At 43.5% G+C, this 12,453-nt stretch carries 15 protein-coding genes and 1 pseudogene; 4 read left to right on the top strand and 12 right to left on the bottom strand.

Translation table 11 applies throughout. From position 1 onward, the window contains the following. Nucleotides 1-28: 28 nt before the first annotated feature. The 4 genes and pseudogenes from M3234_RS05305 to M3234_RS05290 form a co-directional block, all read right to left on the bottom strand. The gene (locus M3234_RS05305; protein ID WP_262303707.1) at nucleotides 29-922 is read right to left on the bottom strand and encodes a carbohydrate kinase family protein; all 894 of its coding nucleotides are present in this window, start codon (nucleotides 920-922) and stop codon (nucleotides 29-31) included. 121 nt (nucleotides 923-1,043) lie between these two features. After that, the gene (gene copZ, locus M3234_RS05300) at nucleotides 1,044-1,250 is read right to left on the bottom strand and encodes a copper chaperone CopZ (RefSeq protein ID WP_262303706.1); all 207 of its coding nucleotides are present in this window, start codon (nucleotides 1,248-1,250) and stop codon (nucleotides 1,044-1,046) included. Between the two features lie 18 nt (nucleotides 1,251-1,268). Further along, a complete protein-coding gene (locus M3234_RS05295) occupies nucleotides 1,269-1,601 on the bottom strand; it encodes a metal-sensitive transcriptional regulator (RefSeq protein WP_066309439.1) in 333 nt (110 codons plus the stop codon). A gap of 129 nt (nucleotides 1,602-1,730) precedes the next feature. Continuing rightward, nucleotides 1,731-1,981 (bottom strand): annotated as a pseudogene (locus tag M3234_RS05290) (HAD family hydrolase); the annotation flags it as partial. A 212-nt stretch (nucleotides 1,982-2,193) separates the two neighbouring features. On the opposite strand from M3234_RS05290, the gene M3234_RS05285 reads away from it, so the two are divergent. Further along, the gene (locus M3234_RS05285) at nucleotides 2,194-2,640 is read left to right on the top strand and encodes a DinB family protein (protein ID WP_262303705.1); all 447 of its coding nucleotides are present in this window, start codon (nucleotides 2,194-2,196) and stop codon (nucleotides 2,638-2,640) included. A gap of 276 nt (nucleotides 2,641-2,916) precedes the next feature. Next, entirely contained in the window at nucleotides 2,917-3,069 is a 153-nt protein-coding gene (locus M3234_RS05280; RefSeq protein ID WP_262303704.1) for a hypothetical protein, read from the top strand. A 44-nt stretch (nucleotides 3,070-3,113) separates the two neighbouring features. Here M3234_RS05280 and M3234_RS05275 read toward each other — a convergent pair whose 3' ends face one another. Beyond that, nucleotides 3,114-3,851, bottom strand: coding sequence for a GTP pyrophosphokinase (locus M3234_RS05275; RefSeq protein WP_262303703.1), 738 nt, complete (start codon nucleotides 3,849-3,851; stop codon nucleotides 3,114-3,116). 21 nt (nucleotides 3,852-3,872) lie between these two features. Continuing rightward, nucleotides 3,873-4,529, bottom strand: coding sequence for a TetR/AcrR family transcriptional regulator (locus tag M3234_RS05270; protein ID WP_262303702.1), 657 nt, complete (start codon nucleotides 4,527-4,529; stop codon nucleotides 3,873-3,875). 288 nt (nucleotides 4,530-4,817) lie between these two features. Here M3234_RS05270 and M3234_RS05265 point away from each other — a divergent pair, with 288 nt between their 5' ends. Further along, the gene (locus tag M3234_RS05265) at nucleotides 4,818-4,982 is read left to right on the top strand and encodes a hypothetical protein (RefSeq protein ID WP_172799200.1); all 165 of its coding nucleotides are present in this window, start codon (nucleotides 4,818-4,820) and stop codon (nucleotides 4,980-4,982) included. Nucleotides 4,983-5,006: 24 nt separating this feature from the next. Here the strand turns inward: M3234_RS05265 and M3234_RS05260 are convergent, their stop codons facing one another. Continuing rightward, a complete protein-coding gene (locus M3234_RS05260) occupies nucleotides 5,007-5,585 on the bottom strand; it encodes a DNA-3-methyladenine glycosylase I (protein WP_262303701.1) in 579 nt (192 codons plus the stop codon). A 209-nt stretch (nucleotides 5,586-5,794) separates the two neighbouring features. Here M3234_RS05260 and M3234_RS05255 point away from each other — a divergent pair, with 209 nt between their 5' ends. Then, nucleotides 5,795-6,373, top strand: coding sequence for a hypothetical protein (locus M3234_RS05255; protein ID WP_262303700.1), 579 nt, complete (start codon nucleotides 5,795-5,797; stop codon nucleotides 6,371-6,373). Nucleotides 6,374-6,418: 45 nt separating this feature from the next. Here M3234_RS05255 and M3234_RS05250 read toward each other — a convergent pair whose 3' ends face one another. The 5 genes from M3234_RS05250 to M3234_RS05230 form a co-directional block, all read right to left on the bottom strand. Beyond that, entirely contained in the window at nucleotides 6,419-7,354 is a 936-nt protein-coding gene (locus M3234_RS05250; protein ID WP_262303699.1) for a manganese-dependent inorganic pyrophosphatase, read from the bottom strand. 90 nt (nucleotides 7,355-7,444) lie between these two features. After that, nucleotides 7,445-8,305, bottom strand: a complete 861-nt coding sequence (locus tag M3234_RS05245; protein ID WP_262303698.1) for a GNAT family N-acetyltransferase — start codon at nucleotides 8,303-8,305, stop codon at nucleotides 7,445-7,447. Nucleotides 8,306-8,317: 12 nt separating this feature from the next. Beyond that, nucleotides 8,318-9,571: a GNAT family N-acetyltransferase gene (locus M3234_RS05240; protein ID WP_262303697.1), complete on the bottom strand. Its 1,254-nt coding sequence runs from the start codon at nucleotides 9,569-9,571 to the stop codon at nucleotides 8,318-8,320. Nucleotides 9,572-9,688: 117 nt separating this feature from the next. Further along, nucleotides 9,689-10,897: an iron-containing alcohol dehydrogenase gene (locus M3234_RS05235; RefSeq protein ID WP_396953928.1), complete on the bottom strand. Its 1,209-nt coding sequence runs from the start codon at nucleotides 10,895-10,897 to the stop codon at nucleotides 9,689-9,691. Between the two features lie 19 nt (nucleotides 10,898-10,916). Continuing rightward, the gene (locus M3234_RS05230) at nucleotides 10,917-12,440 is read right to left on the bottom strand and encodes an aldehyde dehydrogenase family protein (protein ID WP_262303695.1); all 1,524 of its coding nucleotides are present in this window, start codon (nucleotides 12,438-12,440) and stop codon (nucleotides 10,917-10,919) included. Nucleotides 12,441-12,453 lie beyond the last annotated feature (13 nt).

Raw genomic sequence — 12,453 nt, 5'->3', positions numbered from 1 at the left:
CCATTTCACTATGGAAAGGCGTCTTTTTCTATAAGGATCCCAGTTTCAATGTGGCACGTGCTCCAACTTCATTAGCAAATTGAACGTATTCCTGTAATTGCGAATCATCGCTCGGCGTACCTAACTCATGAAAGCTTGTTAAAATCGCTGCCATAAACGCATCGCCTGCCCCGGTTGTATCAACGGCCTCGACCTTCACACCGGGGACAACTTTTTTTCTGCCATCATGAACCGCACAAGCGCCTTCCCCGCCCATCGTAATAAAAAGATACGGGATTGACAATCCGGCCAGTTTTTCCAAAGCTTCTTTCAGGTGATTCGTTTTCGTCAGGAAAAATAATTCCTCCTCGGCCATTTTTACAATATCGGCGCGTTTTAAAAATGAAAGCACCGTTTGTCGGCATATCGCTTCACTTTCCCACCGTTTCAGGCGGATGTTAGTGTCAAACGCGACCAGACAATGATGTTCTCTGGCATATTCCAAAGCCTTATTTGTCGTATTTCTTGCCGTTTCATGAAAAAGAGTTCCTGACCCAAAATAAAATATTTTAGCTTTCTTGAACAACTCTTGTTCCAACTCATCTGAAGTCAGAAGTATATCTGGTGTTGGATTATCATACGAGTGGAAAACTCTCTCGTCTTTGTTAAGATGAACCGTAACACTGCAAATCTTCTTCTCAGATGCCATCACACAATAGTCGATATTTACTTTTTCCTTTTTCAATTCTTTCGCAACAAAGGTACTATCCTCTTCCAATCCCAGTTTCGTTAAGTAGTAAGATGGCGTCCCCAATCTGCTTGTCCAAACCGCAGTGTTTACCGTTGCCCCGCCGAGGAATCGGTAGTATTTTGTATTACTTGGATCTTGAGAGATATAATCTATAAATGCATCCCCGAGTGAAATGACACCTTGCTTACTCAATGTTTTCTCCCCTTTTTATGGGTTCTTTAAAACATTTTATCACACCGCCTGGTTACCGCCTATTGTGTTATGACCTCCATACAAAAAAAGCACCCAGGTTAAATTACCTGAGCGAAGGCGATTATTCTACATCATAGCCTTGGTCATCAATCGCTTCCTTAATGGTGGCAAGAGTCACGACATTGGCATCGAACTCAACGTCGACTTGACCTTTATCCAATTTGACTTCGACCATTTTCACTCCGTCAAGCTTACCCATGCTGCCTTCTACAGCTTTTACACAGTGACCACAAGACATTCCGCTAACATTTAAAGTTACAGTTTCCATTATTAAATTTCTCCAATATTATTTTTTCATTAATTTTTGAATAGTTACAAGAACTTCATCCAGTACTTCATAATCGCCTTCCTGGATTCTTTCCACAACACAGCTTTTCATATGACCCTCTAGCAGGATTTTTGCCACACTGTTTAACGCCGATTGTGTCGCGGAAATTTGGTTAATAACATCATCACAATACGTGTCTTTTTCAATTAGCCCTTTTATCCCACGGATCTGGCCTTCAATCCTGTTTAGTCGTGTCACCAGATTGTTTTTTACCTTATCTGAATGATGGCTTTTTCGATGTCCATCTCCAACTGCGCAACAGGATTCATCCATTACTTCCTCTTCATTCATCGACACAAGAACTCCTCCTTTTTGCTCCATTATATCATACCCCCGTATCGTAAAGCGATGGGCACTTCAAGACCTTTTTATTAGTCCAGTCGCATGCTCAGTTACATCCTTTATTATGTTTCATGTCTGTTAAAACCTTACTCTTTGTAATCTTAATGCATTTAGGACAACGGAGACGGAACTGAACGCCATTGCTGCTCCGGCAAGCCATGGTGCAAGGAAGCCAATGGCCGCACCCGTTTGCCGTGCTCCTGAAGCTTTTTGACTTCCTTTGCTTTTCCTTCTGGCAGCACTTCTGCGATTACTGTGTCCACGCCGACTTCCTTGGCGATCGCATTCGCGGTGCGGCTATTGTCACCGGTCATCATGATGACTTCAATTTACCCAGTAAAATCAGCGTGATTAACACGGCACTTGTTTCAAAATATAGTTCGACCATATGTTCACTGGTGGTAAGCGACCTGATTGATAAGTACAAACTATTGTCAACGAAATAATATAAAAATTTTTCCAATTTTTTTAAGACCTTTTCTTACCTTGTTGTAAGAAAAAACTGTTATTCTATTGTTAGCAAAATTTGGGAGGGAATTTAATGAACGTGATTAAGCAATTTGGTTTAATCGCTGCTTATCTCGAGGAGTTAAAAATAGTAGAAAATGATGAGCTTTTCTTTAAACCGATTGGTTTAGGAAAATGGTCCTCGGCGGCCATTGTGGCACACCTATACTTTTGGGACCAATATATCCAGAATGACCGTTTGCCGTTGATGCTAAAACTAGATTCGTTGCCGCGTGGCGAAGTGGATGTCCAGGAAATCAACAATGAGGCGGAAACTTTTGCCCATTCAGGGTTCAGCAAAAATGAGTTAATTGACAAATTTATCAGCAACCGGAGGAATCTGATTGAGGTACTAGGAATTGTCGATCTTCAAAAGGGATTCTCAATTGGGGAACACAACTTCACAATTGAAAAGTACTTTGAAGGTATGGTAGAGCATGATGCACATCATATGAAGCAGATCAAAGCTATTATTAATTAAAATTGATGCACAAAGTCACGAGATGAGTACCTCGTGATTTTTTATTCATAAATGAAAGCCCTTCCAAAATAAGACAGGCTTTAAGAGGCAGGATTTGGCATTTATTTTAAGAACCCACCGGTTATTTTTCCTTCACGCCTGCTCACCGCCAGATATCCCATCATTTCATGATTTTTCGACTTTGTGCTGTGATTTTATCAATAGTATGATAAAAATCAGTTCAAAAAACTGGAGGAGATTCTAATCCATAATTTAAAATTGAAGTACACAAGTGAAATGGAAAAAGCGATGTTGGCGGCGCATGGGGTTTGTTATAAAGTCTATAGCCGCAATCATAACGTGAGACTAGAGGTTGAAAAAAGACGGGAGCAGGAATATGCTGCCTCACAAATCATGATTGCCGATTTGGACCGCAGATTTCATACTTAAAATAAAATGGTGCCACGTACTATACTGTACGTGGCACCCGTAACTTATCCATTCTTTGTCAAAAAACTCTCCAATTGCTTTAAGGGGAATAGATCCTTTCGCAGTCCTTGCAGCAGAAATAGCCCGTCATCATTTTCATCTCCCTGTTTAATTTCAGCAATTTCATTATGAAGACGCTCCATTTTTTTGTCCAATTGTGACGCCATAACAGCCGCTTCCTTTAATTCTGCCACCATCTGTTTTGGGACTTCCTGATTATATTTATAATATATTTTGTGCTCCAAACTTGCCCAGAAATCCATGGCAATTGTTCGGATTTGCACCTCAACATAGATCAATTCCTCACGGTCAGACATGAAAATTGGCACCTGTAAAATCAAATGAAGGCTTTGATAACCATTTGGTTTTGGATTTTGAATATAGTCCTTATATTCAACGACGGTTATATCCTTTTGCTTAGCAATCATGTTGCTTAATTTATATATATCAGACATAAAGGAACAGGTGATCCTGATCCCGGCAATATCGCGGATATTTTCTTTTATCGAAGGCAATGAAAATTCATACCCTTTTCGGTACACCTTTTTATATATGCTTTCAGGTGACTTTAACCGCGATGTTACATGTTCTATCGGATTATACTCATGAATATAATTAAATTCATCTTTCAGGATATTGATTTTTGTATTCATTTCATCCAAAGCGAACTTGTAGGCCATCATAAACCGAGTAAGTTCCACTTTCAATGCCTTTAATTCTTTGATGTCGAAAGCATGGTCCATTTTTAATTGTAACGTCCTTTCCTACGAGCTTTCATTTTGGTCTTCGGTTCGTAATTTTATAAGCGTGTCTGGTGGGAAAACCAACCGGCAAATCACCTTGGCGAGTTCGTAAAGATCCACTTTTTTGCCACCATGAACTCCCTCTTGATGCCCGTTCTCTACCAGTACCATAATCGACCAGGCAACGGTTTCAACATCAATGTCAGGCCATGTTAAGCCGCGTTCCTGTGCCTGGTTTATTCCCGAAAGTATTCCTTCATAGATTTTCTTCCGGGCGACTGCAATGATTTCAGCAAACTCCGGGTCTTTCAACATTAACTCTGGCAAGACACGATGAAGTCCCGATTTATCTAAGCGGGCCGCATGGGCTTCCAACAGGGAATGCAATTTGGTCACAGGGTCGCCCGAAACCCACTCTGGCTCCGGAGGCAACATCTGCTCAATTTTATCCTCGAGCAGGGATAGTAACAGCTGGCGTTTATCGGAAAAATATCGATAAAACGTACCAATTGCCACTCCCGCATGTGCGGCAATTTCCTTGGCCGTAGTATGTTCATAGCCTTTTTCAATAAATAAGATCAGCCCGCTTTCTTCCAGGGCTTTTCGTTTTTGTTGGGCCCGTTCCTGTTTAGGAACAAATGGGAAGCTGCCAACAGGCAGTTCTTCACGCTCCGACATATGACCACCTCGCCATTATCATAACACAAAACAAAAAATTGAACTAGAGTTCACGTTTTCGTTGACAAGCAGCCTGATTTCGTGCAATACTTGAACTACGGTTCATGTTATATCACTTCCCCGTCCAACACCCCTTGACCAAAACGAAATGACTATAACATGGCCGATTTTTTATAAAAAAATTTTTTTAATAGCCAAACGTAAGCAGGATATCAAAATCTTTTTCCGAATAATATAGGTTAAAGTTATTTAATATTGATATTACTACTTTGAAAGGTGTTGATTTATATGGCAAATCAATCTGAATCCAAAAAAATCTCGGTGAACTCCACGATCTCGTTAAAAGGAATCGTAAAAGCCATCTTCAACGATACCGTTCATGTCCAAATTGGCGGCAAGATTATTACCTTGCCTGTAAAAGATTTTGGCTTGGAAAATTCTACGCAATCATAAGATTTCAAATACAAAGAAGATCCATCACGAATGTGGCGGATCTTCTTTTTTATTTTTGTAACAATGACAGCTGACAATATGGTCATTGACCATGCCTGTTGCTTGCATGAAGGCATAACAAATCGTCGACCCGACAAACTTGAACCCTCGTTTCTTTAAGTCCTTGCTCATCCGGTCGCTGATTTCCGTAGTAGCAGGTACCTCGTCCAACTCTTTAAAGTGATGTTGAATTGGCACCCCATCAACAAAGGACCAGATATAAGCACTAAATGAGCCGAATTCTTCGACGACCCGAAGAAAGGCCTCGGCATTCGTGACGACGGCGTTAATTTTCAGTTTGTTTCTGACAATCCCTTCATTATGTAACAGTTCTTCTATTTTTCGCTCATCGTATTTTATGATTTTTTCCGGGTCAAAATTGTCAAATGCTTTACGGTAATTCTCCCGTTTTTTTAAAATCGTATACCAGCTTAGGCCGGCTTGCGCTCCCTCGAGATTTAAGTATTCAAATAACAGGCGATCATCATGAACAGGGACACCCCATTCATGATCATGGTAATCGATATATAATGGATCTTGATTCACCCAGCCGCAACGATTCATGCTTCTACTCCTTTATGAGAAATTTCCCTTATACCATTATGCCATAAAATTGCTACCTCCAGCGCTTCGGAGTTAACCGCCCAAATTAATGAAGCTTTTACCACCCATTTAAACATCCTTCAGCAAAACTCCTTTGATGCCAAGCCCAAACGTGTCCCCACTGATGGGAAGCTCGCATAAAATAGTAAAAAACTCAGGAGGCGTGAGGTATGGGGTTATTTATTAATAACAGCAAACACCCGAACGTATTTAAAAATAACCAAGTGCTTAATGAACCAAACCAGGCGTATTCGAGAAGAGATTTTTTGACGGAATTTATGAAGGACGAATCCCTTAACAAGCAGGAATTGATGGAGAAGGTAAAGCAATTAAGCCAATCGATTGAGGATATGACAAATCGGTTGGAGAAAAATGAAATGACCAACCAACTGGTTTTACAGCAAGTGAATGAGCAATTGGCACTGCAGAAGGATACTGCTAAAAAAATAAGCGAACAGGAAGAGCTGCAACGGAAGGTAGCTGAGAAACTCGAAGAACAAGAAGAGAGGCAAACAGAAGTTTTGACTCGTTTGGATACACAGGAAGCATTGGTGGATAAAATAACCCACCAACTAAATCATATCCGTTCGATTCTCTTTGAGCGGACTAACTATTTAGCCGGAAAAATTGAGGACGGCTACAGGGTCACCTCTTCCTACGTCTATAAGCTGATGACAGGTGCCGACAAGCCGTTGACATTTTTTCTAATGAACCAAAAGAAGGAAGAAAATCAACAAAAGATGGATTAAAATTAAAAACCGTTCAGGCCACTTGCAGGCATGAACGGTTTTTTATTAAACACCTTGATTGAAAACGTCTGTTAAAACCGGGACGATTTGCTTCTTACGGGAAACAACGCCCTTAAGTGTAGCGGTATTGTTGGAAAGTGTCACATTATAAGCTTTCTCAACTGCGGCAGTTTTGCTGCCTAACGCCAAGCCAACAGAGTCATTCGTTAAGATATCAGTGACAACGAACAAGAATAAATCCAGGTTCTTGTCTTCGATTTTTTTGGAAATGGCTTCTTCCAATTCTGCTTGACGCGCCAAAACATCAGCAGTGTCAACGACATTCACCTGGGCAATTTCCACCTTGCTTGAACCCATTTCAAAGCCTTTGGCATCCAGAGTAAGCAGATCTTCGACCGTTTTGTCTCTTACATCTGCTCCGGCTTTTAACATTTCAAGGCCATAAGTTTCTGCGTCAACGCCGGCAATTTCAGCAAGCTCGCGGGCAGCAGCCACGTCTTCTTCAGTACAAGTTGGCGATTTGAACAGCAAGGAATCTGAAATAATCGCCGATAACATCAGGCCGGCAACTTCCTTTTTGATCTCCTTGCCATTTTCTTTGTACATTTTATTTAAGATTGTCGCCGTACAGCCGACAGGCTCACAACGATAGTACAATGGATCGCTTGTTTCAAAATTAGCGATGCGGTGATGGTCAATAACCTCTAACACACGAACATCGGTAATATCATTTGCACTTTGCTGGCGCTCATTGTGGTCAACAAGGATTACTGATTTTACTTCTGACGCCACCTTTTCAACTAAACGAGGTGCTTCAGCATTAAAAGTTGTCAGTGCGTATTGGGTTTCACTATTAATTTGGCCGAGGCGGACCGGTTCCACATCCATCCCTAGCTGTTTTTTCAAATCTGCATAAGCAAGAGCCGAACAAATCGAATCTGTGTCCGGATTCTTATGGCCGAATATCAGTACTTTTTCCATGCGTTACTTCTCCTAACCGTATCAAATTATGTAAGGCAATCCAATATAGATTTCCCCTATCGGAAATTATATATGAATACGGCATGGGTTTCAAAATTTTTTTACCATTAGTACCTGTTCGGTTGCAATTTGATACCCATTCTCCAATAAAAATTGAACGGCCGGATCCGTCGCCGAGTTGTTGACTGTCATAATCCCTACCTGGTTTGTTGCGCTATCAGATATGCTTGCCAAAACTCCATCCATTAAATGGCTAGTAACCTCCCGAAGAAACTCAAGCTGATAGATGATGACTCTCTCAAGTTCACCCTGGCCGTTCCACACTCTCCTGAACAAGCAATACCCTAGAGGTTGGTCGTTACTGTCGTTAAAAACTTGTGCCTCCCCTGCTTTCACACTTTGCCACTGACACTGCCATGGGACATTCTCTTTATAGAAGGAGTACAATGGCAGTTGATCCGGTCGGATCGATTTAACTTTCATGGATGATGCTTCTCCTCTGGCCGCCGCCCATTTCCCGTTTGCGAAAACGACAGTGTCAACAATTTCATAGCCGTATTTCTCATAAAGCCTGATGGCTCGTTCGTTCTCTTTTATCGCTTCGAGTGTGGCGACTTCGACTCCTTCTTGCTGGTAAATCTTGAGGGTCTCCTCCATTAACCGCCTTGAAACTCCTTTGCCGCGGTATTCCGGCACCACTCCAGTGCCGCCGTTCCAGGCTGTCTTTTTTCCGTCTATCCTTCTCACGCCATTGACGACAATCGCTATCGGTTCCTCTCCGGCAAAGCCCACTATAGATAAGCCCATTGACAACCCTTCATTGACAATCCGCTGAAAAAATGAATCCGGCGTCATTTCAATCTTGACGAAATACCCTTCGAAGCCGCGGTTCCAAGCGGTAAGAATGTCTTCAATTTTACATTCTGTTAATCTCTTAAAAATAATATCCATCTCGACTACCCCCTAAAAAGCAGAAATACATCTCGGTTTATCAAACGTTAAAAAAAGCCGGTTAACCGTATTCAAAGAAGCAAGGTTTGAAAGCTTCGCCCTGCCAAACTGATACAATTCTTTAAAACTGACAACGCCCATCAGCAAGGAAGAAAAGTCAGACACGTCAAGGGAAACCTCCACTTCATAATCCGCTGAATCGCTGATTTCCACCTTACCCTCAATAAAGTGCAACACAAGCTCCTGACTGTTTTGCGCCAGGAACGTATCTTCAATCGACAATTTCATCGTTAGACTCACTGCATTAAACGAATGATCCTGTAAATCTTCAAAAATGCCTTTTGTGTTAATCACTCGATACATCAACCCGACACCGGAAAGGCTAGATTCATGGTAAACACTCGGAATCAGATTATGGCTGCCATTGCGCGGGTCATTTATCAAGAAATGGGCATTCTCCTCCTGTGTATTCCAGACAACTTGATGAACCTGGTCCGCCTGGCTATGGAGGAAGGTGCTGATCTCCATTAACGCTTCCGGCGTCTCGGCAATCAGTTCTTTAATCAGCAAATCATAGTGGGCAAAGTTGGTTGTACTCTTTTTTTCAAAAGAAAATAATAGATACCCTTTTAACTCATGATTGGCCTCAAAGCCGATGAATCGATTGGCTGGATTTTTGAACATCGCCTCCAATTCCGGTTGTGTTTTTAAAAACATTCCATGGGTGGCTTCGGCATAACGATTATAGCATTCCCTCACTCTTTCCTTGTCCTCGGCCGTCATATATCTTAGGTTGGCCTTACTTGGTCCCTTCGGAAAGCTGTCAGGTCTGATCTGATATTGATGCATTTTGGGACCATATCCAAAGCCCATTTTTTTATAAAAATCAGGTCGGAACGGGTAGAGCAGTACCATATTGACGCCTTTTTCCAAAAACATGTCGAGGAACCCTTCGATTAATTCCTTGGCCGCCTTTTCTTTTTTATGAAGCAGGTCAACAGCAACCATCCCGACGCCGCCGACAGTGATCATCTTGGAAAAAAGATTCATATGATAATAGTAGATCCGCATCCCGGCAATCAGTTTGTTATCGCGATACAGCCCGAATAGCTCTCGGGACTCATCATCGGTTTGGATTTCGTTAAACTGGTGAAGCATCCTGTCCCGCACTTCTTGTGAGGGTGAGCTGGTACCTGGATACGCATTTAAGACAATTTCAATAAAATCCGGTAATTCTGCCTCGGTAAATTTTCTCAGTTCGCTCATCGTTCGATTCACCCCTCTAAATAGACTTATCAGTCTATTTAATTAAACCAAAAATTTCCACACTTTTCAATTATAAAACCCATTATGATTTTTGCCATAATGGGTTTAAGAAAAATGCTATTTTACTCTAACCGGCACTACTCTTTGGCCAATCGCCGCAATCAATTCAGGCGGCATCGGGAAATTCAATGCTGCCGGGTCTTTCATGACTGCCGGAATGGTTGCCAGTAATGCTTCCTCGCTGATATTGAATTCCTGAAAATCAGCCGGGAGGCCGACCTTATGCTGGACGAGACGGATTTTATCGACCACTTTTGCCAAAGCAGTTTCTGCCGGATCGTCTTTCACATCCACGTCAAGGGCTTGTGCTAATTCAAATACTCGCGGCAGATATAGCTGCGGGACAAGCTCCATCACGACCGGCAGGAAGACGGCGTTCGCCAAACCATGTGGAATGCGGAACATCGCACCGTAGGCATGGGCCATGTTATGAACCGGAATCGCATTTAACGCGAAGCTGAATGCTGTAATACCCATTAAGCTTGCCTGGAGCAAATCCATCCGTGCGGCAAGGTTTCCGCCATCGGCTACGGCCACCGCCAAATTCTTCTCAATCAAGCGTATCGCATGCAACGCATAGGCGTCCGTCAAGCCAGTGGCTGTCGGTGAAGCGAGCGCCTCAATTGCATGTGTTAGGGCGTCAAAACCGGTAAACGCTGTGATTCTTGGCGGCAGGCCAACTGTTAAGTCCGGATCCAAAATCGCGACATCCGCGGCAAGGAATGGATTGATGATGTTTGTTTTCATTTGAATTTCTTCATTATATATAACGGCAATCGGCGAAACCTCCGATCCTGTTCCCGCAGTAGTCGGGATCGCGATATGCGGAATCGGGATATGGCTAGCTTGCGGGAACGATTCATACACAAAGCCGCCGGGAATCGCTTCTTTAATATCGGTCAATCCCTTGTGGAGCGCGTATTTGACTCCTTTGACGGTATCCAGCACACTGCCGCCGCCTACGGCCAGAAGGCTGTCTGCTCCAACTTCCTTAGCATACTGAACCGCTTCATTAACACAGCTGCTTTCAGCATCTTGCTTAATATCAAGATACATCCCAACTAATTCAGGACCGCTGCCATGACCGGTCAGGTTAAAAATCGAGGCGACTTTTTCAACAACCCCTGCTTTCTCCAAGCCTCTATCACTTAAAAGCAGAACACGCTTAGCACCAAAACCGGCAAACAGGCTCGGAACCATGGCCCGCGCGTTGGACCCGCTATTAATTGCCGTGCGTAAACCGAACTGGGATAATGTTGTTTTCATTTCCATCTTCACCTCTTCCTTAATTTTGGCCAAATAAGAGTCCGTACCAAGGGCGTCTTTTTATTTCCGAAGTCATCGATGTATGAACATGCTTCACTTGGGTATAGGCATCAAGTGAATGCTTGCCCATCTCCCGTCCGATGCCGCTTTGCTTATATCCGCCAAACGGGGCATCATTACGGAGCATATGCCAGTCATTAATCCAAACGACGCCGGCCTGCAGCTTCCGTGCGACTTCGTATGCCTTATTGACATCACGGGTCCAAACACCGGCAGCCAGTCCATAAATGGTATCATTCGCCATTTTAATCGCTTCATCCACATCAGAGTAACGAATAATAGCCAAAACTGGACCGAAAATTTCTTCTTGGGCAATTTTCATATCATTGGTGACATTCGTGAAGATCGTTGGCTCAATGAAATGGCCCTCCTCGCAGCCTGGAACCATGACTTCCTTGCCGCCGCAGGCAAGCGTGGCTCCTTCTTGCAATCCCGTTTCAATATAAGAGAGGATTGTCTCTTTTTGCTTTTTCGATATCACCGGCCCCATATCCGTAGCCGGGTCAAGCGGATTGCCAAGCTTCAATTTGCTCGTTAAGGCAACAAGACCTTCGACGACCTGATCATATAGTTTATCCGGGACAAACAGCCGCGTGCCAGATTCGCAGAATTGTCCGGAATGGAGGAATACACCAAATAAACTTCCTGGTAGGGCGAGGTTTAGGTCGGCATCTTCGAGGATGATGTTAGGTGATTTTCCACCCAGCTCTAGCGTTGTATTTTTAATCGTGCCGGCAGCCAGGCCCATAATTCTCCGGCCTACTTCTGTCGATCCCGTAAAAGCAACCTTGTCAACCTTCGGATGGCTGACGAGCGCTTCGCCGACCTCTGCCCCCGGACCAGCCACAACATTGATGACCCCTGGCGGTACTACTTGCGAAATAATCTCGGCCAGCTTTAATGTTGACAGCGGCGTATAGCTCGCGGGCTTGATGACAATCGTATTCCCCATCGCCAATGCTGGGGCAATTTTCCAGCAGCCGATTACCATCGGATAGTTCCATGGTGTAATAGCGGCACAAACCCCAATTGGCTCCCGCCAGATAAAGTTTTGTGCCGGCCCCGGGAATGGCGGTACAGGAAGCGTTTCCGAAAACGGATAATGGACCAGGAATTTCGCCATCGTTTGGAACAGGTCAACCATTTGCAGGATATCGCTGCCACCGATGCGTCGGACCGTGCCACCGGAGCTGACAGCTTCGAGATAGGCCAATTCCTGACCCTTTTCGGCAATTTTATAGGCAATCGCATTCAGGACTTTGGCGCGCTCTTTCGGGTTCATGTTTTTCCAGTCACCCTGATCAAACGCGTCGCGGGCGGCTTGAACGGCTCGATTTACGTCTTCAACTGTACCTTTGGCTACCTTTGCCACCAACTCCCCAGTCGCCGGGTTGAATACATCGAATGTTTCATTGCTGGCTGATGGGACCCACTGGCCATTAATAAAGTGGGGAAATGTTTGCACCTCAACATTTACAGTCATGATTGAATCCTCC

The sequence above is a fragment of the Neobacillus niacini genome (assembly GCF_023715785.1).
GTDB classification, from domain to species: domain Bacteria; phylum Bacillota; class Bacilli; order Bacillales; family Cytobacillaceae; genus Neobacillus; species Neobacillus niacini_E.
This window is presented reverse-complemented; position numbering and strand designations above follow the sequence as displayed.

Coding starts and splice junctions, on each gene's coding strand:
- M3234_RS05265 (WP_172799200.1), top strand. CDS start 4,818: ATGGCAAATCAATCTGAATCCAAAAAAATCTCGGTGAACTCCACGATC.
- M3234_RS05240 (WP_262303697.1), bottom strand. CDS start 9,571: ATGAGCGAACTGAGAAAATTTACCGAGGCAGAATTACCGGATTTTATT.
- M3234_RS05235 (WP_396953928.1), bottom strand. CDS start 10,897: ATGAAAACAACATTATCCCAGTTCGGTTTACGCACGGCAATTAATAGC.
- M3234_RS05255 (WP_262303700.1), top strand. CDS start 5,795: ATGGGGTTATTTATTAATAACAGCAAACACCCGAACGTATTTAAAAAT.
- M3234_RS05260 (WP_262303701.1), bottom strand. CDS start 5,585: ATGAATCGTTGCGGCTGGGTGAATCAAGATCCATTATATATCGATTAC.
- M3234_RS05270 (WP_262303702.1), bottom strand. CDS start 4,529: ATGTCGGAGCGTGAAGAACTGCCTGTTGGCAGCTTCCCATTTGTTCCT.
- copZ (WP_262303706.1), bottom strand. CDS start 1,250: ATGGAAACTGTAACTTTAAATGTTAGCGGAATGTCTTGTGGTCACTGT.
- M3234_RS05230 (WP_262303695.1), bottom strand. CDS start 12,440: ATGACTGTAAATGTTGAGGTGCAAACATTTCCCCACTTTATTAATGGC.
- M3234_RS05275 (WP_262303703.1), bottom strand. CDS start 3,851: ATGGACCATGCTTTCGACATCAAAGAATTAAAGGCATTGAAAGTGGAA.
- M3234_RS05280 (WP_262303704.1), top strand. CDS start 2,917: ATGGAAAAAGCGATGTTGGCGGCGCATGGGGTTTGTTATAAAGTCTAT.
- M3234_RS05295 (WP_066309439.1), bottom strand. CDS start 1,601: ATGAATGAAGAGGAAGTAATGGATGAATCCTGTTGCGCAGTTGGAGAT.
- M3234_RS05250 (WP_262303699.1), bottom strand. CDS start 7,354: ATGGAAAAAGTACTGATATTCGGCCATAAGAATCCGGACACAGATTCG.
- M3234_RS05285 (WP_262303705.1), top strand. CDS start 2,194: ATGAACGTGATTAAGCAATTTGGTTTAATCGCTGCTTATCTCGAGGAG.
- M3234_RS05245 (WP_262303698.1), bottom strand. CDS start 8,305: ATGGATATTATTTTTAAGAGATTAACAGAATGTAAAATTGAAGACATT.